This window comes from Bradyrhizobium sp. (genome assembly GCF_035935975.1).
Classification (GTDB): Bacteria; Pseudomonadota; Alphaproteobacteria; order Rhizobiales; family Xanthobacteraceae; genus Bradyrhizobium.
In genome coordinates this window covers 151,751-173,639 of the sequence record NZ_DASYWN010000055.1, presented here as the reverse complement: position 1 = coordinate 173,639, position 21,889 = coordinate 151,751, and the positions used below count along the sequence as shown (strand labels likewise).

Below are 21,889 nucleotides of genomic sequence, written 5' to 3'. Positions count from 1 at the left end.
CGTGGCGCCGCTGGTCAGCATCCAGGGTCTCAGCGTCGCCTTCAACGGCGTGCCGGTCCTGCGCGGCGTCGATCTCGCTCTTGGCAAGGGCGAGGCCTTGGGCCTCGTCGGCGAGTCCGGCTCCGGCAAGTCGGTGACATGGCTCGCCGCGCTCGGTTTGCTGCCACGGCATGCAAAGGTCTCGGGCTCCGTCCGTCTCGACGGACGCGAACTCCTCGGCGCACCGGCGTCCGAGCTCGACCAGGTCAGGGGCGGGCGGGTTGCCATGATCTTTCAGGATCCGGCGAGCGCGCTCAATCCGGTGCTGACCATCCGCAAGCAGCTTTGCGAGGCGCTGGCCTTGCATTGCGATCTCTCGGGCGAGGCGGTGAAGGCCGAGGCGCTGCAGCTGCTCAATCTGGTCGGCATTCCCGACGCGGCGCGGCGGCTTTCCGCCTATCCGCACGAATTCTCCGGCGGCCAGGTCCAGCGCATCATGATCGCGATGGCGCTCGCCGGAAACCCTGACGTGCTGATCGCGGACGAGCCGACCACGGCGCTCGATGCCACCATCCAGGCGCAGATCCTGGAACTGCTCTCCACCATCCGCCGCGAGATGAGCATGGCGATGGTTCTGATCAGCCACGATCTTGGCGTCGTCGCGGAAAACTGCGACCGCGTCGCCGTGATGTATGCCGGCCGCATCGTCGAGCAGGCGCCCAGCAACCAGCTCTTCGCCGATCCCGTGCACCCCTATGCGCAGGGCCTGATCGGCGCGCTGCCGCCGCTCGACGGCCCGCGCCGCCGTCTCACCGCCATTCCCGGCACCGTGCCCGACCCCGCGCACATGCCAAGCGGCTGCGCCTTCGCGCCGCGCTGCGCGCTGGCGGCCGAGCCGTGCGGCCTTGCGGCGCCAAGCCTTGCGCCCATTGCGGACGATCGCGCCGTTGCCTGCATCCGCGCTGAAGCTTCGCGCCGCGCGCTGCTCGGGATCGCCGCCGAATGAGCCCGCCGCTCGTCGAGGTGTCCTCGATCTCGCGCAGCTATTCCATGCGCTCCGGAATGTTCGGCCGCAGCACGGCCGTGCATGCCGTCGACGGCGTTTCGTTGACGATCCCCAAGGGCGAAACGCTCGGCCTTGTCGGCGAGTCCGGTTCGGGCAAATCGACCACCGGCCGTATCGTGCTCGGCCTCGAGCCGCCCGATCGCGGCGAGGTGCGGTTCAATGGCAAGCCGATGGCGGCGCTGGGGACGCAGGCCTGGCGCGCGCAGCGGGCACGCATGCAGATGATCTTCCAGGATCCGTTGGGTGCGCTGGACCGGCGTCTGCCGGTGGCAACCCAGATCCGCGAGCCCCTGGACATTCACGGCCTCGGCACATCGGCCGAGCGCGAGGACCGCGTGCGCGAATTGCTGCGTGCGGTCGAACTGACGCCGGCCCATGGCAGCCGCTATCCGGGTGCGTTGTCGGGCGGGCAGCGTCAGCGCATCGTGCTGGCGCGGGCGCTCGCGACACAACCCGATTTCCTCGTCTGCGATGAGCCGGTCAGCGCGCTGGACGTCTCGATCCAGGCGCAGGTGGTGAACCTGCTTTGCGATCTCCAGGCGCAGCTGTCGCTGACGCTGCTGTTCATCAGTCACGATCTCCGCGTCGTCAGGCAGATCAGCAACGTCGTCGCCGTGATGTATCTCGGCCGCATCGTCGAGGTTGGCAGCGCAGACGATCTCTTCGCGCGTCCCGAGCATCCCTACACGCAGGCGCTGGTCTCGGCATCGCCCGCACCGGGCCGTCGCAGCGCGGGCCGCATCGTGCTTGCTGGCGATCCGCCGAACCCGGCGGCGCGTCCCCAAGGCTGCGCCTTCCATCCGCGTTGCCCGCGCGCCATCGCGCGTTGCGCGCGCGAGGTACCCGCGCTGTCCGCCGTTGGCGGTGACAGGCAGGTCGCCTGCCATCTCGTGACGGGGCCGCAGGCCGAAACCCGGGACGCGGCCTGATGGGACGCTATTTCGCCATTCGGATCGGACGCGCGGCGCTCACGATCGTGCTCGTCGTCACCTTCGCCTTCGTCGTTCTGCGTCTCTCCGGCGATCCCGCGCTGATGATTTTGGGACCGGAAGCGCCGCCGGAAGTCCTCGCGGCCTTCCGCAAGGCCTGGGGCCTCGATGATCCCATCTGGTTCCAGTATCTCGATTACTTCGGCGCCATCGCCAAGGGCGAGCTCGGCCGCTCCATGCGCGACGGACGGCCCGCGATCGAGCTCGTGCTGGAGCGCATTCCGGCAACATTGGCGCTCACGCTCCCGGCCTTTTTCTTCAAGATCGCACTCGGCATTCCCGCCGGCATCTACGCCGCGCTCCATCGCGGTTCGGGAATCGACCGTGCCGTGATGATGACGGCGGTCGCCGGATTTACCGTCCCGAGCTTCGTGCTCGCGCTGATCCTGGTTCTCGTCTTCGCCGTGCAACTCGGCTGGCTGCCGTCGGGCGGACAGGACAGCTGGCGTCACGCCATCCTGCCGATTGCGACGCTCAGCCTCGGCGGCGCCGCCGTGCTGGCGCGCTTCACCCGCAGCGCCATGCTGGAGGTGCTGGGCCAGCCCTATATCCGCACCGCCTCGGCCAAGGGCGTGCCGTGGCGCAAGGTGGTGACGTCGCATGCGCTACCGAATGCGGCGATCCCGACCGTCACCATTCTCGGCTTCATGGTGGGCACACTGATCGCGGGTGCGGTCGTGGTTGAGAGCGTGTTTGCATGGCCGGGAGTAGGGCGCCTGCTCGTCGTCGCCGTTGCCAACCGCGACCTCGCCGTCGTGCAATGCATCCTGCTGCTGGTGGCGATGACCATGGTCACGTCCAACCTGGTCGTCGACTTCCTCTACGGTTTCCTCGATCCGCGGCTGCGCGCCAAGGGAGCGCACGCATGACCGACGCGACGTTGAAGGACAGCGCCGTTCGCCGCCGTATCAGCTTTCCGGCGATCCCTGTCTCGGTGGCACTCGCGATCACCTGGATCGTCGCGATGCTGGTGATTGCGGCCTTCGCCGAGAAGATCGCGCCCTACAGTTTCACGCAGCTCGACCTGCGTAACCGGCTCTCCGCGCCCGGTAATGTCGCGCACTGGCTCGGCACTGACGAGCTCGGCCGCGACGTGCTGTCGCGGCTGCTCGTCTCGATCCGCATCTCGCTGCTGATCGCCTTCGGCGCAACGGCGATCTCGGCGATCGTCGGCACCACGCTCGGCTTTCTCGCCGCGCATTTTCGCGGGGCCGTCGAGCAGCTCGTGCTGATGCTGACCGACTTCCAGGCCAGCATGCCGTTCCTGATCATGGCGCTCGCGGTGCTCGCCTTCTTTGGCAATTCGCTGCCGCTTCTCATTGGACTGATGGGCCTTTTCGGCTGGGAGCGCTACGCCCGCATCGCCCGCGGCCTCGCCATCTCCGCCAATGCGCAGGGTTACGCCGCCGCGGTCCGCCAGCTGGGGGCGACGCCGTCGCGGATCTACCTCAGGCACATCCTGCCCAACATCGCCTCGACCCTGATCGTCTCGACCACGCTGGTCTTCCCCGAGGTGATCCTGATGGAATCGGGCCTGTCCTTCCTTGGCCTCGGCGTGCAGCCGCCGATGACCAGCCTCGGCAACATGGTCGGCTATGGCCGTGAGTACCTGACCCGGGCGCCCTGGATCATGCTGGCGCCGGCCACCACGATCGTGGTGACCACGCTGGCGGTCTCCGTGATCGGCGACTGGCTGCGCGACCGATTGGATCCGACGCTGCAATAGCGCGACTGGCTTGATTTGCCGCCTCTAGGGTTGGGCTAGCTTTGGACCTCAAGCTTCTTGCCGCGCCCGAGCGCGAATTGGCCGACCGGGCCCTCTATATGCAATTCCAGCTCCGTCATTTTCGCGAACAGATCGATGTCGGTCGTCCCGATGGCGCAGCCGCCAAGGCCCATATCGGTCGCTGCCAGATAGAACGTCTGAATCAGGCTGCCGACATTCTTGAGGATCAACGAATATGCGATTGAGCTGTATTTCCAGGAGACCCGCCCAAAGCGCGCCGCGATCGTGATCAGGATTTGCGGCTGACCGGGCGCGTCCATGGCGAACTGAGCCGCCATCGCGAGAGCCTGCAGTTGTTGGGCGGAGGCGCTGATCGCCACCAGCGCGTGCCCCCCTGCGTCGTAGTGGTAGAGTCCGCGCGCGAGCCCTTCGCAGTTCGAGACCGCCAGGTACAATTCCAGCTCGTATGCGCTGCCCGCCGACGGATAGGGCCTCGTGCTGTAGGTGACTTCGGGACCGCCCTCAAAATACGGTTCGCTCTTCCATTCGGACACAACACGCGCGGTGGTGTCGAGGAACTGCGCGAGTTCGCGGAGCGTGACCGGGTTCTTGTCGTCGAAATCCCGTGTTGAATGGCGTTCGCGCAACAGCTTCGGGAGGAGAGAGTTCGGCTCCGGGGAGGAGAATTTTCGCAGGTCGATCTTGCTGCCGGGCCAGCGCGGACGCACCGCGGGCTGCGGCGGAACGACGCTCGCATAGGTGAAAGCGGCACCGACCGGATTGGCTTGCCGGCCCTCCGTGCTCCGCGTGTGAAATACCAGATCATGGAAATCCCAGAGAACGAGATTGCCGTCGCCTTCATTCACTCGGAGGCCGTCGCCGTCTTTCGCATCGAGCTTGAGCACAATCTGGCTGTCGACCAGCAGCTCGAGCAGAAGGAGGTTGAAGGAGAGTGCCTTCGCCTTGAGCTTGCCGATCTTCTGGGGCTGCGACAGCGCAGCAAGGGTAGCGGCGATGGCGGGATCGCCAATCCGGAATAGCGCGCCGGCGCGCGGCGATTCCAGCACCATCTCGTTGCCGCGCCGGCGCAGATAGGCAAAGCGCGACAACACAACGGTGTCACGGGTGCCCAGCTTCGCGCGTCGCGGCCAGTAGTCGGGGACTTGAGGCTCGATCACCACGAGGTCCCGCTCGTCACGTGGGGAGGACAGGCGGTATTCCAGAAGCCCCTGACGGGCCAGGCGATGCACCAGTGCGTCGATTTCTCTCGCGAGGATGCTCTTGCCTGCAAACGAAGCGAGCGGAAGACCGGTGCTCAGATGTCGCGCACGATCCACCGCAGCCTCGCTGAATTGTCCGAGGTTGACGGAGTAGTCGCCCAGGAAGGCTGCGATATTCCCGTCCGGCTGCATCTGGAGGGAGAAGCGATGGCTCAATCGGGCAGCAATGTCCGGCGCGATTGTCCTGGTCGGCTTTTTCCGGGGAGCGCGCACGACGAGCAGACCTTCAGGTGTGTGGAAGGAATGAAGTCAGATCGCTTTCCAGTCGCGGCCGGTCCAACAATCCGAGCTTCACCGGCACATCGTAAAGGCGGCCCGGCGCGAAGCGGCGATAAAAATGACGCAAGCCGGGAACGAGCACTCTGACGACCGGAACCTCGACGTCGGGGCGTGTCTGGTCGAGGACGAGGAAATCGTAGCCCGCACGGGCGGCGATCTCGACGCAGGCGAGGGCCTGGTCGCGCGTATTGTCGTGAAGCTTGAGGCTCGGCGCCGGGGGGACGACCGGGCGATCGCTCGGGGTCAGGAACGGATAGTCGTCCAGGCGCAGCGGTGTAACCCCGTCGAGGGTCGGCTTCTCGCCGCTCGCACCGCTCATCATGCTGACGGCCATGAATTGGGTCAGCTCGGTGAGGGAGCGCAGCAGGGCTATGCGGCGGTCGAAATGCGCGCCGGACCCGAACTCGATATTCTCATGTCCATTCTGCATCCAGTGCATGATGGCCACGTAAGTCGGAATGCCGAGGTCGGTGGTGACATCGAGCACCCACAGCTTGCGCCCGGCTTCGGCAAATTGAGACCGGAGATCCCGGACATAGAAATCGTCGAACTGCTCGAGGTCGACCTCGGCGCGCTGCACCTGGTTGTACCACCAGATCGCGTAGGCATCGCGTTCGATCAGTTCGAGGAAGCCCTGGACGATCGCTTCGTCGCGGGTGTTGCCGGCCGCGCAGCCGTTGGAATCCGTATGAAAGCCGCCATAAAAGAAATAGAGGAGGCCCGTCGGCAGATATTTGAAGCGCTTGTCGCGCAACGATGAGACGGGCGACCACTCGGTCCTCGTCGCAGGATCGAACGGTTCGGGAACCGGATGGGGATCGTCCGGTTGCTGGAGAAACCTGTTCTTGAACTGCGTTTCACTGAAGAGCTGGACATCGTTGGGAAGAAGCGCGTCGCCAGGCGCGAAATCGACAAACCGGCGGGTCGTCCTGATCTCATCGCCCTGGAAAATGCCCGAATAGCGTTCGATCGATTCCATCAGCGCACTGGCTTCGCCCTGCTCGGCGGTCGAGCCCTTGCCAAAGCTGCCGCCGCTCAATCCGGACCTGAGCTGGTCGATGCTGTGGGCCGGCGCGGAGAAATTGTGCTGGGCGAAGTAGTTGGTGTTCATCGGCAGGTCGACGTCGATTCGTTCGAGCCTGGTCACCACCCCTGTCAGTGGGCTCACATGCTTGCGGAAGCGCGACACCGTCGACCGCGACGTCACGGTGCGATATCCACCGCTGGTCATGACGAGCCTCTTGCCCTCGGCAATTTCGACCAGGGACGGAGATCGGCGCGGGTTGTTCAGCTTCCTGCTGCCGCAGGTCGGACATTGTGGACGTCGCGTCACGTAGTGCTTGGCGATGGCGGCGCCGGTCAGGTCGAAACTTGCGATGTGATCGCATAGATCGGTGCGAAAATCCGATGCAATGGCCTTGGCGATTTCGACGGCCGCAAAATGGATTCCAGTCTGGCCGACGCTGTCTCTGACGAGCGGCGATATGGCAACCGCACGCGCCGGTCCCCGGTCGAGAAACCCCTTGATCTCCCGGTTGCGGATCATGCGATCGAACAGGCAGGTCCAGCAGGCGCTCTCGCCCGGTTTGAACACGGGCCCGACCAGCGGAAACGGGCCGGATGGCTGTGCCAGCAACCAGGGCGTCTTGCCGGCCACGCGTTCCTGGTTCAGTTCGGCAAGTCGCCGGTCGAGATAGTCGTTCGCCAGCGTGATCGTGAGCTTTGGCGCCCGCTTGGCGATCTGAACACCGAGCTTGCTCAACGCCGCGGTCAGCTCCCTGGCGCCTTTGACGTCGATCGATTCGATCCGGACGGGGCAATCGTGAAGATTTTGTTCCGCGATCTCCAGGGGGATGCCGAGGCTCGCGAGGAAACCGCCAACGGTGTCGTCGAATGCTTTCGGGGTCCGCGCGACGACATATCGGCGATCGAGGAGCCGCTTGATCGCTTCCTCGATCTTGCTGGCCGGAAACTGCTTCGAAAGCTGGCTGACAATCTCCGGCCAAGTCTTGCCGTGCTTTCCGATCGCGGTGGCCAAGGCACAGTAGAGCTCGCCGTGCAGGAAGAACTTGCGGTCCTCGGAGTAGAGGCAGACCGCATCGGGAGGCAGTACGTAAGCGGTGAAGTTCGGTGCAAATCGGAGAATGTCTTTGCGGGTCTGGCGCGCAGCGCGGGTCTTGCGAGTTGCAGTCATTGAGTCAGCACGCTGATCCTGTTGCCGTCACGCCGGTCGTAGCGAGATCAAATAATTGGCCGGCCCCTTGAGGCCGGCCAATGACCTATCAACCCGTGAATTTGACATTCGGAACGCGCCGGGGCCTAGCACAAGCGGCAACGGCCCCACGATGCGCAGCAACCCGCGCATGATACGGCGCATCCCACCACACCAACACCACAACCGACGGCACAGCCAACGGCGCAACCCGCACATCGGCAACCGACGCCACATCGGCAACCACGGCAAGCCCGACAGCCTCCGCAGCCGCGGCAACCGCCGCATCCGCGCCACGCCAGCTGCACACGGCTACCGGCGTTTTCCTTGTCGAAGAGATGGAAGGTGGCCAGGCTGACGTCGGCCATTTCCTCTTCATCGAGCGTGATGGCTTGTCCGGCTCCAAGGTGAGGCAATTGTTGTGCGTCGGGTGTCGGCACCGCGGACGCCGATGCGCCTCCCGCCAGTGAGAACGTCAACCCTGCGGCTCCGAACGCCGGCACGGCGACTTTGGTAACTCGCTTCTTCCCTTTAGAAGTCTTCTTCGCCTGCCGCATGGTCGAACCTCCAAGCATTGCAAGAAGTATCCCAGCCGCGCTAAGCCTACGCCCAGGACGTAACGCGAGCAAGAATTTCGCGCATAAATGCGCAGCGACGCACGTTCAGGATGTATTCATCTTCATGAACGGCATCGGCACGGCCGGTTGACACGACGCATCAATGATCCACGCTGTTGGTGCGCGTGCAGCTTGGTGCAGTGCCGCAAGCGCATCGAATCTCGAACGGAGAGATTGGCGTGGCAGATCGATCAGGGCGTTTCGCTTGGTATGAACTCCTGACCACGGATGTCGCGGCGGCGGGCGCGTTTTATAGCAAGGCCGTCGGCTGGGGCGTGAAGGAGGAATCGACCCCGGAACTGCCTTATGCCGTGCTTCGTAGCGGCGGCGCTCCGCTGGGCGGACTTATGGAAATCCCGGAAGAGGGGCGGAGATTGGGGGCGACGCCGCGGTGGATGGGATACGTCGCTGTCGACGACCTGGAGGCGACCGCCGCACAGATCAGGCGTCTTGGAGGCACGATCCTTGTGCCGCCGACCGACACCAATATTGGCCGCATTGCAGTTGTTGCCGATCCGCAGGAGGCGACGTTCGGGTTGATCAAAGACCCGACATATGGCCGACGGAAACCGGGCCGGCTGGACGAGCCGGGGCGTGTCGGCTGGCATGAGTTACTGGCTGCCGACCGGACCGCGATCTTCGATTTCTACAGCGAACTGTTCGGTTGGCAGAAGGCCGATGCTCAAAGCGAACCAGCGGCCTGGTATCAATTGTTTTCGGCGGGTGGGCAGACGGTCGGCGGCATGCTCACAAAACTTCCGAGCGTCGCGCAGCCGAGCTGGCTGCATTACTTCAATGTCGACGACATCGGTGCTGCCACGAAGCAAGTGACTGCTGGCGGAGGCCGGATCCTCCAGGGTCCGATCGAATTGCCCGATGGCTGCTGGATCGCACGATGTGTCGATCCCCAGGGTGCCTTGTTTGCTTTGCAGGGCGCCCCAGGTCAGACAAGCATTGAACCGTCTTCGGGTTCGGAAATCGGCTGGTCCGCCAAATGGGGTGGCATTGCCTCCCAAGGGAGAATTGTGCTGCCCAAGCCGAAGCGCTAGCGACGGCGTCTGTCCGGCGCCGACGCGACCGTGCAATAGGCCGCGCCGGGAGCAGGGGAGGCCTGCGCAGGGCTGATCTGGGCGGTTTCGGGGCAAGTTCCCGTTGCGCCCGCCCAGCCCGTGCGCTATCCGGCCCGAAAGGCCTGAGGCGGCTTCCATATTTTCCCGCCCGGCCCCCCAAACCCGAGGACGGAAACCGCCATGCCAGCCTATCGCTCCCGCACCACCACCCACGGCCGTAACATGGCAGGCGCCCGCGGCCTCTGGCGCGCGACGGGCATGAAGGACGGCGATTTCGGCAAGCCGATCATCGCGGTCGTCAACTCCTTCACCCAGTTCGTGCCCGGCCACGTCCACCTCAAGGACCTCGGCCAGCTCGTCGCCCGCGAGATCGAGCAGGCCGGCGGCGTCGCGAAGGAATTCAACACCATCGCGGTCGATGACGGCATCGCCATGGGCCACGACGGCATGCTCTACAGCCTGCCGTCGCGCGAGCTGATCGCCGACAGCGTCGAGTACATGGCCAACGCGCATTGCGCCGACGGCCTCGTCTGCATCTCCAACTGCGACAAGATCACGCCCGGCATGCTGATGGCCGCGCTGCGCCTCAACATCCCCGCTGTGTTTGTCTCGGGCGGCCCGATGGAGGCCGGCAAGGTCAAGCTGCAGGGCAAGACCAAGGCCGTCGACCTGATCGATGCCATGGTGGCCGCGGCCGACTCCAAGGTCAGCGACGAGGACGTCAAGGTGATCGAGCGCTCGGCGTGCCCGACCTGCGGCTCCTGCTCGGGCATGTTCACCGCCAACTCCATGAATTGCCTCACCGAGGCGCTTGGCCTCGCGCTGCCCGGCAACGGCACTGTCGTCGCGACCCATGCCGACCGCAAGCGCCTGTTCGTCGAGGCCGGCCACACCATCGTCGATCTCGTCCGCCGCTATTACGAGCAGGACGACGCCTCCGTGCTGCCGCGCAACATCGCGAACTTCAAGGCGTTCGAGAATGCGATGACGCTCGACATCGCGATGGGCGGTTCGACCAACACCGTGCTGCATCTGCTGGCTGCGGCCCACGAGGGCGAGGTCAAGTTCACCATGCAGGACATCGACCGGCTGTCGCGCCGCGTGCCCGTGCTCTGCAAGGTCGCGCCGTCGGTCGCCGACGTTCACGTTGAGGACGTGCATCGCGCCGGCGGCATCCTGGGCATTTTGGGCGAGCTCGACCGCGCCGGCCTGATCGACACCTCGGTCTCGACCGTGCATGCGCCGACCATGAACGAGGCGCTGGAGCGCTGGGACATCAAGCGCTCCAAGAGCGAGGCGGTGCGCACCTTCTATCGCGCCTCGCCCGGCGGCATCCCGACCCAGGTCGCCTTCAGCCAGGAGCGCCGCTACGACGAGCTCGACGCCGACCGCGAGAAGGGCGTCGTGCGCGATCTCGAGCACGCCTTCAGCAAGGACGGCGGCCTCGCCGTGCTCTACGGCAACCTCGCGCAGGACGGCTGCATCGTGAAGACCGCCGGCGTCGATGCCTCGATCCTGAAATTCTCCGGCCCCGCGCGCGTGTTCGAAAGCCAGGACGCTGCGGTCGACGGCATTCTCGGCGGCAAGGTCGTCGCCGGCGAGATCGTGGTCATCATCTATGAAGGCCCGCGCGGCGGCCCCGGCATGCAGGAGATGCTGTATCCGACCAGCTACCTGAAATCGATGGGCCTCGGCAAGGCCTGCGCGCTCGTCACCGACGGCCGCTTCTCCGGCGGCTCCTCCGGCCTGTCGATCGGCCATCTGTCGCCGGAAGCGGCTGAAGGCGGCAACATTGGTCTCGTGCGCACCGGCGACCGCATCGCCATCGACATCCCGAACCGCAGCATCAATCTCGAGGTCTCCGACGAGGAGCTTGCGAGCCGCCGTGCCGCGGAGGAGGCGAAGGGCGATGCCGCCTGGCAGCCCGCCGCGCGCAAGCGCAACGTCTCGACCGCGCTGCAGGCTTACGCCGCGCTCACCACCAGCGCCGCGCGTGGTGCGGTGCGCGAGGTGAAGCGTCGCTCGAACTGAGCGCGCTTGCTGCGTTCGCGCTGGCGCATGGTCAACAAGTTCTGAACGGCCGGCGAAAGCCGGCCGTTCGCATTAAGGATGCCCCGACGAACTTCGGCGGAATTGGATTTTGCGGCGTATACTGGTGCGACCTTCGCAAATCCATTTCGGGCAACTGGGGCACCGCATAATGTCTCGTACTCTTGCTGTTGTTTTCGGAACAGTCGTCGTCGCGATTTCGATGACGGGCGCAGCCTCTGCCGGCTGCTACAATTGCTACACGCCGCCGCCGTGCCAGACCTGCTATCAGCAGCAATACGTCGCGCCGCAATACCGCACCGTCGACGAGACCGTCATGGTGTCGCCGGGCGCGGTCGTCGCGCACCGCTCGCCGGCGCAGTACCGCACCGTGATGGTGCCGCAGACCGTGATGGTGGCGCCGCCCAGCGTCCAGTACGAGCGCATCCCGCCGCAATACGCCACGCGCCAGCGCGTCGAGATGGTTTCGCCCGGCTATTCCTACTACGCCCCGGTGCAGATGGGCTGCGCGTCCTGCGGCTACTGAGCCAAGGCAGCAACGAACGGTTTCGGGCGGCGCTTCCTTGGGGCGCCGCTTTTCCTTTTGGGGGCAGCAAACGAGGCCCGGACATGGAGGCGACTCCGTCCGGGCCCCGCAACCGACGACGCCCTGGGAGATGTCGCCAGTGTCCGGGATTGCCGAGGTGATGCAGGCTAAGGGATCAGGCTGACGCTCGCCTGACAGATCGCCGGGAAATCGGGCGGAAGTCGCTTTGGGCCAGTTCGTCCACCAGATCTCAACGCTTCATTGAATCGGATCGACCAGATCGCCTGTAACGGTGCAATTCATTTGCACGGTCGATGAGCCAAATGTCTGGATTTGCACGAACGGGAAGCGTCCCTGGCCGATCAGCCAATGAGCGTCCGCCTCGAAATTCACATAGTAGTTGCCGCCAATCGCCGAAGCCACTGACGGGATCGGCAGCGGCAGCTGGCGCGGGAGAGGGGGGCCACCATTGGTCGTGGCCGCAAAGAGAAAGCCCTGAGTTACAGGGGTCGTAGAGCCGATTGCGCAATTCAGCTTACGGATCCCGACCAGCTTGTCTGCCGGCGTTTGCGAGAAGTTGACCCGGCATGTGTTCCCGCCCGCGCAATTCAGGCTGCCGGCAGTCTCGTCGTAGTAGCCGCCATAGCTGAGCGGCGCCGCTGAAGCCCCGCAACCATACAGTCCAACGAACACGGCAAGGACCACCGATAGGGCACGAAATTGCATCTCAACCTCCAAAATATTCATCTTGTGAAAATCAAAAGCGCCTGATCGAGGCGCAAAGATTGTAGCCAAATCGGCGCCGCCGTGCAGCCGACGCGGCACGATAAGGTCAGAGCCGTGCTGCAAGCGGGCGTCGTGCAGCGGCGGAATTCTTCAAGAGATGAGAGCCTTTCCCCAAATCGCCCCGGCGGCCCGCACGTTCTCATTGCGTTCGAACGGCTCATTGGGTAAGTGCTTGATCCCGTTGATCCGGAAGGGTGGCCGAGTGGTTTAAGGCACCGGTCTTGAAAACCGGCGTGCCCGCAAGGGTACCGTGGGTTCGAATCCCACCCCTTCCGCCAGTATATTGTTCTCCACTGTTCGCAGTCGTTCGAACTCCACAGCAAATTCAGAGGCTTGCGCCAAAGGACTGTACTTCGCAGTTCGCCGGTGTTCTCCCTAATCTGGCTGCTGACCGTAGCTTTAGACCGTGGGTTCGGAGGATGGTTTTCCCGGAGGAACAATGGCTGGAAGGCTGAAACCACTTGACATAGAGCGCCAAAACAAGCCCGGCAAATACGCTGACGGCGAAGGTCTCTACCTGATCGTGACCGGACCTACATCGAAGAGCTGGTCCTACAGATACTGGAAAGACGGCAAGGAACGCTGGCACGGCCTCGGCTCTTTGAAGGACGTATCGCTAAAGGATGCGCGGCTCGCCCGCGATGCGGCGCGTCTACGTGTGAAAGGCGATCGCAGCGTCGCTGGCGTGGACATTGTCCAGGAGAGGCGGAAGGCGCGCGAAGAGGCTAAAGCCGTCGAGGCCAAGGTGACGTTGTCGACGTTTGAGGAGTGCGCGGAAGCCTACATCCGGGCAAACTGGTCGACCTGGAGCGAGAAGCATCGCGACCAATGGCCGTCTTCGCTCAAGCGCTACGCTTATCCCACCATCGGCAAGCTTACGATTCCGGAGATCAAGCCGAGCCACATCCATGACCTGCTAAAGCCAATCTGGGTGGAAAAGAGAGAGACCGCGAACCGTGTCCGCGGCCGGATCGAAACGATCATCGCGAAGAACGTCGATATCGACGATCCAGACTTCCGCAATCCTGCTGAATTGACAAGGCAGCTGCGTGAAAAGCTGCCAAAGCGTCCAAAGCGGGTAGTGCGCCATCATCCTGCCTTGCCGTACAGCGAGGCGCCGGCGTTCATGAAGCTCCTTGTTGGTGCGCCGGGGACAGCCGCCGCCATGCTGCGCTTCTTGATCTTCACTGCTTGCCGCACGAACGAGGCCGTCGAAGGGCATTGGTGTGAAATCGATCGTTCGGCCGCCACCTGGAAAATCCCCGGCGAGCGGATGAAGATGGACCAAGACCACCACGTTCCATTGACAGATCCTGCGCTGGCGGTGCTCGACGAGATGCGCAATGGCAGTCAAGGTGAGCTGATCTTTTCTAACACCGATGGCGGAGCATTCTCAGAAAATGCGATGCTGGCGGTACTAGATCGTCTCGGGTTTGGGCACGTTACGGTGCATGGCTTCCGGTCCACCTTTGCTACCTGGGCCGAGGAATGCACCGACTATCCTGATGGAGTCCGCGAGGCCGCGCTCGCCCATAAGTACAAGAGCGAAACGACTGCGGCCTATCAACGTGGCCAGAAACTCGAAAAGCGTCGAGCATTGATGACAGATTGGGCAGCGTTCCTGACTGGCACCAAAGTGGTTTCACTGGACGATCGGAGGGCAGGATAGGGCCTCGGTGCCGAGTCAACCACTTTCTACCATCCGTTTGACCAATCGCAGCGACAGAGCGCGGTGGCCACTTGTCCAATTTGATGTTCGCGATTAGCGTGTATAGATAATAGCTTCAATCCGCAGGTAATTTCTCCTCGATCGAATATCTCAAGTCCGGTATTTGAGTTTATTGGAGCGACCTATGGCTGAGATCGATCGGCGGCTGGTGCTTCTGGGTTTGGCCTCGGCGAGCTTGACGAGCGGGGCGACCGGGGCGCAGCAGGGGATAGTCTCGACGGAACGGGCGCCAGCCGGTCGTCGGCCTAGCTGGCTGCACCCAAAACAGATTCTGCATCGCGTCCTGTCGTTCGATGGTGGGGGCATCCGCGGGCTCTACCAGGCGAAGCTGCTCGAAAGGCTGAAAGCGAGCGGTTTCGATGTCGCAAAGCACGCTGACATCATTGCGGGCACCTCTACCGGGGGGATCATTGCTGCGGGCCTCGCGCTCGGGAAGGAGCCCGCGGCCATCAGCGCTCTGTACAGCACCGTTGGCAAGACGGTGTTCCCGCCTCGCGGTCTGATAAGTCGTATCTACGACGATGCGACGTGGCTCGCTGGGCATCACAGTTATTCCGCCGAGGTGCTCAGAGAGGCGCTGGAAAGCGAACTAGGTAAGACCACCAAATTGGGTGATTGCAAAAAGCGGCTGATTATCCCGGCCATCTCGCTCAATCAGTACAAGCTCAGGTTATTCGATTCCAAGGACGACAGTGACAAGGACTATCGACTGGTAGACGTCGTGCTTGCTTCGGCCGCCGCGCCTACTTATTTTCCTCCGGCTTTGGTCGGCGACACCCACTACGTCGATGGTGGGTTGTGCTGCAATAATCCGACGTTTCGTGCCGTGGCCCGGCTGTCCAGCGAAGACGTGGATTTGAGCAGAATGTATGTTCTCTCGATCAGCAGCGGCGTAATGCCGATCACGAAAGCCGGCCACGAGTTTCAGAATTTGCGCAATTTCGGCTGGGCCCGGCCGACGATCGACCTAGCAATGTCTGCTTCCAGTGATCTGGCCGTTCAGGATGGCGCGATGGTCGGATACCATTTTCGCGTAACCGAAACCTTAGGATCGCAGATCGATCTCGACGCTTACCAGGCGGCCTTGGATATCATTCCGCCTCTCGCCCAAGGTAAGGCCGATTCCATCGAGGTCAAAACCGGAGTTAGGCGATGGATCGACGGACCTCGATCAACCGGTTTGAACTTCGCAGGAAAATGGGACACGGAATACACTTGGGAGAGTGATTATGGGATCAACAACACCGGTTTTGAAACGGAGACGCTGGAGGCGGAGCAAATCGGCGATTTCGTCGTTGGGCAAATCCTGGCGGGTAAATACTACTACATATTCTCAGGAACGGTTCAGGGAACTGCCCTTATAGGTGAATGGAGAGGGGAGTCGACGCTGCAAGGAAATTTTCTGCTAATCAAAAGCAAGGAGACCGGATTGGTGAGCGGTCATTGGGCAGGGACCAGCGACATGGGCACTCAGTTCGGCAAGTGGTCGTGGAAACCGAGACCATGACGAAAGTGGTCTCGCGTTTTGCTCGGGAGGTCGAACCGAAACTTTCACAGCTAAAAGGCTGCTCCGTGGAGCAAATCGCGCGGGTGGACTATGGCGATGAAAACTGGCCCATCCTGTGCATCCGTTCGGCGTGCTGGGAGGCGGCCCGCCCCACTATGCTGATTTCAGGGGGGCTTCACGGAGATGAGCCGGCCGGCGTCCATGCCGCTCTCGCGTTTGTTGTTAGCGCTCAGCGCGAGTTCGACGCCGATCTGCAATTTGTGGTTTTTCCTTGCCTCAACCCCAGCGGGTTCGATGCTGGCACGCTGCAGACGCAGTCGGGTGCCAACCTCAATCGTTTGTTTGGCATCGGGTCGGCTCAGCCCGAAGTGCGCGCCGTTGAGGACTGGCTGCGGACGCAGGCGCGGCGCTATCGCATGACGTTCGATCTGCACGAAGTGCGTCCTGATTACGTCGGCGAAGGATTCACGGAACAGAACAACCCGCGCGGCGCCTATCTTTATGAGACCGTGAGTGACGGCTCAGATCGAATAGGACGATTGATGATCGATGCGCTGCCCGCTGGCCGGCCGGTGTGCGATTGGCCCACGATATACAACGACATCAACGAGGCCGGCGTCGTTTCATATCCGCAGGGACGCCGCAACGAGATCTATGCGCAAGGCACCTCGTTAGACGCCTTTCTGGATAGGCACTACACAGGGCATGCGTTCACCTTCGAGACTCCAACCGAATGGAGCCTGAACGATCGAGTCGACACCCAGCTCACTTTCCTGAAGGTTGCGTTGGGCCATGCCGCGCGAGAGGCGGCCGTCGGCGGCCGATCCTTCCGGCCATGACGCAGCCGTTCAGGACGACGACAATTCGAGGTACCCTGTACGACCACCCGAAGTATTACGATCTCGTATTCGGAGCAGGCGTCGGCCTCGAAGTTGATTTCCTGCAGGGTTGCTTCGATTTATATGCCGGCCGTCGTGTGCATCGCGTGTTTGAGCCTGCCTGTGGCTCCGGACGACTGCTCATTAATTTGGCGAAGCGTGGATTTCAAGTCTCCGGATGGGACATGAGTCGCGCCGCAGTCGACTACTGCAACAGGCGCTTCGAGAGACGCGGCCTGCCCGCGCCAGCCGCCCTTGGCGACATCGTAAACGTCTGTCTGCCGGCGAAGGTCGATGCCGCTTTCAATCTCATGAGTAGCTTCCAGATCTTGCCGACCGAACGCGCGGCGGAAGATCACCTCAGAAGCATGGCCGCCAACATCGCAAAGGGCGGCTTGTACATTCTCGCTCTGCATCTTACGCCGTCGCGCGGCACACCGATACAAAGGGAGCGTTGGGCCGCACGGCGAGGAAAGCTGTCGGTCTTATGCCGGATATGGACCAAGCAAATCTGCTCCAGGCAAAGAAAGACGCGCTGCGGAATGGTGACAGAGGCACGAACGCCTCGATCGCGAGTCCGAATTGTCGAGGATTGTGCATTTAGAACCTATTCAGCAGCGCAAATCGGGAGGCTGTTCGAGAAAATAGGTCATTTCGAACCTGTTGCGACTTATGACTATGGCCATGATCTTGATGATCCAATCATCGTTGACGATCGAACGCAAGACGTCGTCTACGTCCTGCGCCGCCGGTGAGAACATAATAGGGAGAGTCCTCGATTGCCGTCGTTTGAAGAAAGGTGGAGGGCTCCGGGCCGTCTACTCGCGTTCCATTTTGAATCGATGGGCTGCTGGCGCTGGCCGAGCGGCGGCGCACGAAGGTCGGTTGCATCAATCCATGGCAAGGTCTGTGCATTTGCCCTCAGCACCTTCGGCCTGACATACCCTCGAACAAGCTTGGGGGAAATCTTAAAGACGGCGTCCGGAGCGACCACCGGTCAGTCCAAAAGCAGAAATCAGCGCGGCTCACTCCTCAGAGCCTGACCGAAAAAGGTGAGCGGTTTTGGCGGGCCTGTGATTCCTTCGGATTTGCGAAGATTCGAGGGAGGACACCATGCCGTGGACCAAAGCCGCTCGTATCCAGTATCAGCGCAGTGGACTGCGTTACACAAGTGATCTGACCGATGCCGAGTGGGCGTTGATCGCCCGCAAGATGCCGCCGCGACGGCGATTGGGCCGGCCGCGGGAGGTCGATTTGCGCGAGATCGTGCAGGCGATCTTTTATATCCTGTCGAGCGGCTGCCAATGGCGCGCTTTGCCGAAAGAGTTCCCGCCATACTCGACGGTACAGGGCTATTTTTACGCTTGGCGCGACACAGGCAGATGGCAGGACATCGTCGAAGCTTTGGTTCGGAAGGCGCGCCGGAAACTTGGGCGAAAGCCCAAACCGACCGCGGCCGTCATCGATAGCCAGACCGCCTCAACGACAGAGGCTGGCGGGCCACGCGGATTCGACGCCGGCAAGCGCCTCCATGGCCGCAAGCGCCATATCGTGACCGATACCAACGGCCTCTTGCTGGCTGCATATGTTCATCCTGCCAACATTCAGGATGTCCATGGTGCCGTTCCTCTGTTGGAGGGCTTGCGAGGCCACTTCCCGAGGCTTGAACATGTCTTTGCCGACCGGATTTATCGCGGCAAACAGCTCGTCAACGCACTCTCAAACTGCGGGCCGTGGACGATCGAGATCGTCGAGCGACCGCTCGGCGTTAAAGGCTTCCAGCTTCTGCCCAGGCGCTGGGTGGTCGAGCGCACCTTCGCATGGCTCGGCAGATGTCGGCGCCTCTCCAAAGACTTCGAAGGCTCTGCTGCCACTGAGCTTGCCTGGCTGCTCGCCGCCCATCTCAGGCTCCTAACCCGCCGCCTGGCCAGACCCTGAAGACGCTGACGCTTTCTGAGTCAGGCTCTCAGGAAGGCAGCTGCAGCGCATTCCCAGTCCTAAATCGTAGATTGAGGCCGTAGCTATCGCCGCGGACACCGAAAATCGCCGAGCATTCAAGGCAAAGTGGAGGAGGGAGTATCCCCCGCGGTATTAGAATCGGGTTCTGAGCTCTCATGTCTTGCGACACGAGAGCAGGCAGTTTTCCTCCTAAACTTTAGGGTTGCCGTGCCGATGGGCTTCTTCGCCGAGCCGTCGCTCGACATATGCTTCAATGCTGCGCCACAAGACCTTGCGCGACTTCCCCTCAAGAAAGCTCTCTAGAATGCCAGAATTGAGAAGTTCGTAGAGCTTTGCTCGGCCGATCCTGAGTGCTGTCATTGTTTCCTTAGGCGTCGCGACGATCGCACGCCGGTCCCACTGAGTCGCCATAAGCCATATTCCCGGTTGTTTGCCATCGTTCTCTAAGGCAAATTCCAGCCGCTTTTGACCTCTCGCAGTTTGTTTGAGAGGGGGGCGACGGGCCGCGATTATGCAACAGATGAACCTTCCACAAATCCAGGTCCCGCAAGACAGTCAGGGTGCGTTCGGGCTTTATCGAACGCGGCTGAAATCTGGATTGCGTACCCCGAGTGCGCTCTCTGAGCTATTACTTGCGTACATGGCTTGGCCCAGTGAGGAGAGTGGTCGAAACCGCTGGATGGCGGCATGCAATGCTACACGCCTAGCCCACGGGAAAAAGCTCGCCGGAAGTCCCTCGGTGGATCCGTTCGGCGGGCTTGCATCAGTCGCTTCCGAGGCCCTGGCCGCAACGGTCGGCTTATTGACAGACCGTATGAAAAGTTGGGAATCAACCGCAGATGTGCTGCAAATGTTAGTGGATACGTCTGACCCAACTCTGAAGCTGCGCGGGGGGCCGAGCATCTCGAAGGCCATTGAACTTTGCGCAGATGACCGATCAGGTCGGAGCCAATCGCAAATACGACGTTGTTGGGGTGGCTTTCGGGAAGTGGCTCATTTGCTCGCGGCCGGAGCCGTTTTGGCGAAACAGGTACCCGAGGGCGGCGGGAGCATCTTTTCGGCTGCGTGGCATGCGCCAGATTCTCTCTTGGCAATCGCATCGGGGTTTCAAATATTCGGATTTGATCTGACGCCGCATGGGCAACTGGAAGGCGCGCTCCCAAGCTCGTTGTGGCGCATTCCACCTCACTGCATCCCGGATGCGCCTTGGATCGAGCGTCGTGCTCTCTCGGGCCGGCAGAAAGCAATCCTCAGTGGGTACAAGGCGCTCAAAAAATACCGGAAGGAATGACCCCTCTCACCCGGCTTTAGAGAGGTTACGACCGCGAAACGATCAGCACAATCTCATCCCGCTTCTGCTGGCCGACCAGCTTCAAGCGCCGCGTCCACAGAGATTGTGTGAGTCGTTTGCGGGTCCGCTCGGTGGCCCCGCCGCAACCGAACCACCAAAATATTTGGGTCGCGAGAATAGCGGACGGGTTTTGATCCTGCCTTTCTTCCTGTTTGCCGGCGAGGTCACGGTGGCCTGCCGATTGGATAAATGACAGCAGCGCGCTCGGTCGCTCACTCCCGAGTTAGAGTCGGCTACACCGGCAATCTCGCGGGCTCTCACCCTGGCGGAACGGACGACGAAGCCGCATGTCAGGTTCTCCGGCCCCGCGCGCAGTATCACGATCGGCGCGCGATATACCGAGGCAACTCATCCCCCTGTCGAATGGGTCCGACCCCCATTCGGAGGACCGACTGATCGCACGTTACGCGATGCCCGGGTAAAGCGAGTGGAAATCGTGGTCCGAGACCGTGTCTTCTTCCTGGTGGCGGGGAGGGGAGGACGACGGAGGAGGAGCTATATCCTCAATTTAAGCGCACCTTCTAGGGATTCTAGGCGGCTCGAGAACCTCCCGGCCTGTCCACCCATGTGTCGAAGCCAGTGAGACAGCCAGAATCGTATCTTGAGACAGTTGAGACAGCGGCCCGATAGGAAACGTGCCGAGCACACAGGGTGTTATCCCTCGCCGATGTGAGACGCTGACAAGCGTCTCAAGTTTATTGTCAATGAGACACTGTGCGGACCGCGGGCACCGTTGCCCTTGACTGTTAGAAGCAGCGAGTCACGGGTGTGTGAGAGATCAAAATCCTTAACCGAGCCTGATGCAAGCTCCCAATCCCCACTTTCCTCGCGCGAGACAGTTTGTATGAGGTGACTTCTGTGAGACGAGAGACGCCTGACTCGTTGGGCTGGGACGAGACTGAGACGGCGGCGGGGCGAAGAAGTGTGGACTGCTGAGCCTGAGTGTCCCGTGAACGTGACGTTCTCCGTTACGCTCGCGGTTACGTTCACTGCTCCTCCAAGCTTGATCGTCGCCGATCCTCGTCGGTATCGCGCACATCAGGGCGTCCCCGGGCTCGCCGATAGCGATCTTTGCCGTCGACGGCGACACGGTGCGCTATCAGGGGCATCTGTATCGGCTGGTCGGCTTCGATACGCCGGAGCGCGGCAACTGGCGTAAGCATCCGGCGCCTCCGGAGGGATACCAACCGGGCGCGTTGCGAGGACGAGCGCCAGCGGCCGAGGCTACGACCGGTCGGTTGCGCGAGCTGATCGCCGGCGGCTGCCGCGCGTCGCCTGTGCGTGCCGGCCGGGCGAAGAGGGTATCCCCCGCTGCAATTACGGCCGGCTGTGCGGTGCCCTCGCGGTGGAGGGGCGCGACGTCGGCCAGATCCAAATCGGGGAGGGCCTGGTGCGCACCTATGTCTGCAGTGGCACGCGCTGTCCGCCGCGGCAGCGCTGGTGCTGAGCTTCATGTCTATCGGTGAGACGACTAGGAGTCGGTGAGCTGCTGAGACAACGATACGAGGGGAAAAGCTACGAACTAACAAGGCATTAGATGAGCCGAGCCCTAATGAGACGCTGCCCAGTGTCTCAAACAGGTGGAAGGCGCGGTGTCCCCCAACCGTATCTGCGGAGCGCAACGGAGGCACCTTAGTCGAGGATGGCGCCGACCGAGGACGATGATGCCACAGGGAAGTCGTCCAAATTCGAGGTCACCCCTTCCTTATCCGACGCACCTCGAAGGAAACCGTGACGGATTCCGTTGGGTCTCCGCTACGGTGTCCGTAACGGTTTTCGACCAACATATGTACTGAGATGAGCGTGAAGGCACGATGGCGGTTCGTCGCCCAGTCGACCACGGTAGTGAACGTTGGGCGCGCCAGCTGACACGCCATCGTTTCAGG

Annotated in this window: 18 protein-coding genes and 1 tRNA gene; 15 read left to right on the top strand and 4 right to left on the bottom strand. The window is 62.3% G+C overall.

All coding sequences use genetic code 11. The features are described from left to right. Position 1 precedes the first annotated feature (1 nt). The 4 genes from VGR99_RS34390 to VGR99_RS34375 are packed head-to-tail and all read left to right on the top strand — an operon-like array spanning position 2 to position 3,760. Positions 2–985, top strand: coding sequence for an ABC transporter ATP-binding protein (locus VGR99_RS34390; RefSeq protein WP_326904394.1), 984 nt, complete (start codon positions 2–4; stop codon positions 983–985). Then, positions 982–1,974 carry an ABC transporter ATP-binding protein gene (locus tag VGR99_RS34385; RefSeq protein ID WP_326904393.1) on the top strand — a complete coding sequence of 331 codons (993 nt, stop codon included), beginning with the start codon at positions 982–984 and terminating at the stop codon, positions 1,972–1,974. Before VGR99_RS34390 ends, VGR99_RS34385 begins: the two co-directional genes overlap by 4 nt. Further along, positions 1,974–2,903, top strand: coding sequence for an ABC transporter permease (locus tag VGR99_RS34380; protein WP_326904392.1), 930 nt, complete (start codon positions 1,974–1,976; stop codon positions 2,901–2,903). The genes VGR99_RS34385 and VGR99_RS34380 overlap by 1 nt, the downstream gene beginning before the upstream one ends. Further along, complete coding sequence (locus VGR99_RS34375) at positions 2,900–3,760, top strand: ABC transporter permease (protein ID WP_326904391.1); 861 nt, start codon at positions 2,900–2,902, stop codon at positions 3,758–3,760. Before VGR99_RS34380 ends, VGR99_RS34375 begins: the two co-directional genes overlap by 4 nt. A 35-nt stretch (positions 3,761–3,795) precedes the next feature. On the opposite strand, the gene VGR99_RS34370 is transcribed toward VGR99_RS34375, so the two are convergent. After that, the gene (locus VGR99_RS34370; protein ID WP_326904583.1) at positions 3,796–5,172 is read right to left on the bottom strand and encodes a SagB family peptide dehydrogenase; all 1,377 of its coding nucleotides are present in this window, start codon (positions 5,170–5,172) and stop codon (positions 3,796–3,798) included. 94 nt (positions 5,173–5,266) lie between these two features. Next, positions 5,267–6,976: a TOMM precursor leader peptide-binding protein gene (locus VGR99_RS34365; protein ID WP_326904390.1), complete on the bottom strand. Its 1,710-nt coding sequence runs from the start codon at positions 6,974–6,976 to the stop codon at positions 5,267–5,269. A 165-nt stretch (positions 6,977–7,141) separates the two neighbouring features. Between VGR99_RS34365 and VGR99_RS34360 the strand changes: the two genes are divergently transcribed. The 4 genes from VGR99_RS34360 (at position 7,142) to VGR99_RS34345 (ending at position 11,793) form a co-directional block, all read left to right on the top strand. Beyond that, positions 7,142–7,516: a hypothetical protein gene (locus VGR99_RS34360; protein ID WP_326904389.1), complete on the top strand. Its 375-nt coding sequence runs from the start codon at positions 7,142–7,144 to the stop codon at positions 7,514–7,516. 811 nt (positions 7,517–8,327) lie between these two features. Beyond that, positions 8,328–9,197, top strand: coding sequence for a VOC family protein (locus tag VGR99_RS34355; RefSeq protein WP_326904388.1), 870 nt, complete (start codon positions 8,328–8,330; stop codon positions 9,195–9,197). 201 nt (positions 9,198–9,398) lie between these two features. Then, on the top strand, positions 9,399–11,249 hold the full coding sequence (ilvD, locus tag VGR99_RS34350; protein WP_326904387.1) for a dihydroxy-acid dehydratase: 1,851 nt from the start codon (positions 9,399–9,401) through the stop codon (positions 11,247–11,249). Positions 11,250–11,469: 220 nt separating this feature from the next. Beyond that, positions 11,470–11,793, top strand: coding sequence for a hypothetical protein (locus VGR99_RS34345; RefSeq protein WP_326904386.1), 324 nt, complete (start codon positions 11,470–11,472; stop codon positions 11,791–11,793). 258 nt (positions 11,794–12,051) lie between these two features. Here the strand turns inward: VGR99_RS34345 and VGR99_RS34340 are convergent, their stop codons facing one another. Further along, complete coding sequence (locus tag VGR99_RS34340) at positions 12,052–12,642, bottom strand: hypothetical protein (RefSeq protein ID WP_326904385.1); 591 nt, start codon at positions 12,640–12,642, stop codon at positions 12,052–12,054. A 125-nt stretch (positions 12,643–12,767) separates the two neighbouring features. Between VGR99_RS34340 and VGR99_RS34335 the strand changes: the two genes are divergently transcribed. From VGR99_RS34335 to VGR99_RS34310, 6 genes are all read left to right on the top strand, one after another. Continuing rightward, positions 12,768–12,857, top strand: a tRNA-Ser gene (locus VGR99_RS34335). A gap of 161 nt (positions 12,858–13,018) precedes the next feature. Continuing rightward, complete coding sequence (locus tag VGR99_RS34330) at positions 13,019–14,248, top strand: tyrosine-type recombinase/integrase (RefSeq protein ID WP_326904384.1); 1,230 nt, start codon at positions 13,019–13,021, stop codon at positions 14,246–14,248. Between the two features lie 184 nt (positions 14,249–14,432). Next, entirely contained in the window at positions 14,433–15,815 is a 1,383-nt protein-coding gene (locus VGR99_RS34325) for a patatin-like phospholipase family protein (RefSeq protein ID WP_326904383.1), read from the top strand. Beyond that, the gene (locus VGR99_RS34320; protein WP_326904382.1) at positions 15,812–16,654 is read left to right on the top strand and encodes a M14 family metallocarboxypeptidase; all 843 of its coding nucleotides are present in this window, start codon (positions 15,812–15,814) and stop codon (positions 16,652–16,654) included. The genes VGR99_RS34325 and VGR99_RS34320 overlap by 4 nt, the downstream gene beginning before the upstream one ends. Then, on the top strand, positions 16,651–17,448 hold the full coding sequence (locus tag VGR99_RS34315) for a class I SAM-dependent methyltransferase (protein ID WP_326904381.1): 798 nt from the start codon (positions 16,651–16,653) through the stop codon (positions 17,446–17,448). The genes VGR99_RS34320 and VGR99_RS34315 overlap by 4 nt, the downstream gene beginning before the upstream one ends. A gap of 358 nt (positions 17,449–17,806) precedes the next feature. After that, a complete protein-coding gene (locus tag VGR99_RS34310) occupies positions 17,807–18,631 on the top strand; it encodes an IS5 family transposase (RefSeq protein WP_326904380.1) in 825 nt (274 codons plus the stop codon). A gap of 210 nt (positions 18,632–18,841) precedes the next feature. Here VGR99_RS34310 and VGR99_RS34305 read toward each other — a convergent pair whose 3' ends face one another. Beyond that, positions 18,842–19,063, bottom strand: coding sequence for a DNA-binding protein (locus VGR99_RS34305; RefSeq protein ID WP_326904379.1), 222 nt, complete (start codon positions 19,061–19,063; stop codon positions 18,842–18,844). Between the two features lie 328 nt (positions 19,064–19,391). On the opposite strand from VGR99_RS34305, the gene VGR99_RS34300 reads away from it, so the two are divergent. Continuing rightward, entirely contained in the window at positions 19,392–19,943 is a 552-nt protein-coding gene (locus tag VGR99_RS34300; RefSeq protein ID WP_326904378.1) for a hypothetical protein, read from the top strand. Positions 19,944–21,889: the final 1,946 nt, after the last annotated feature.

Coding starts and splice junctions, on each gene's coding strand:
- VGR99_RS34385 (WP_326904393.1), top strand. CDS start 982: ATGAGCCCGCCGCTCGTCGAGGTGTCCTCGATCTCGCGCAGCTATTCC.
- VGR99_RS34325 (WP_326904383.1), top strand. CDS start 14,433: ATGGCTGAGATCGATCGGCGGCTGGTGCTTCTGGGTTTGGCCTCGGCG.
- VGR99_RS34370 (WP_326904583.1), bottom strand. CDS start 5,172: ATGCAGCCGGACGGGAATATCGCAGCCTTCCTGGGCGACTACTCCGTC.
- VGR99_RS34380 (WP_326904392.1), top strand. CDS start 1,974: ATGGGACGCTATTTCGCCATTCGGATCGGACGCGCGGCGCTCACGATC.
- VGR99_RS34320 (WP_326904382.1), top strand. CDS start 15,812: ATGACGAAAGTGGTCTCGCGTTTTGCTCGGGAGGTCGAACCGAAACTT.
- VGR99_RS34345 (WP_326904386.1), top strand. CDS start 11,470: ATGACGGGCGCAGCCTCTGCCGGCTGCTACAATTGCTACACGCCGCCG.
- VGR99_RS34315 (WP_326904381.1), top strand. CDS start 16,651: ATGACGCAGCCGTTCAGGACGACGACAATTCGAGGTACCCTGTACGAC.
- VGR99_RS34310 (WP_326904380.1), top strand. CDS start 17,807: ATGCCGTGGACCAAAGCCGCTCGTATCCAGTATCAGCGCAGTGGACTG.
- VGR99_RS34305 (WP_326904379.1), bottom strand. CDS start 19,063: ATGGCGACTCAGTGGGACCGGCGTGCGATCGTCGCGACGCCTAAGGAA.
- ilvD (WP_326904387.1), top strand. CDS start 9,399: ATGCCAGCCTATCGCTCCCGCACCACCACCCACGGCCGTAACATGGCA.
- VGR99_RS34375 (WP_326904391.1), top strand. CDS start 2,900: ATGACCGACGCGACGTTGAAGGACAGCGCCGTTCGCCGCCGTATCAGC.
- VGR99_RS34330 (WP_326904384.1), top strand. CDS start 13,019: ATGGCTGGAAGGCTGAAACCACTTGACATAGAGCGCCAAAACAAGCCC.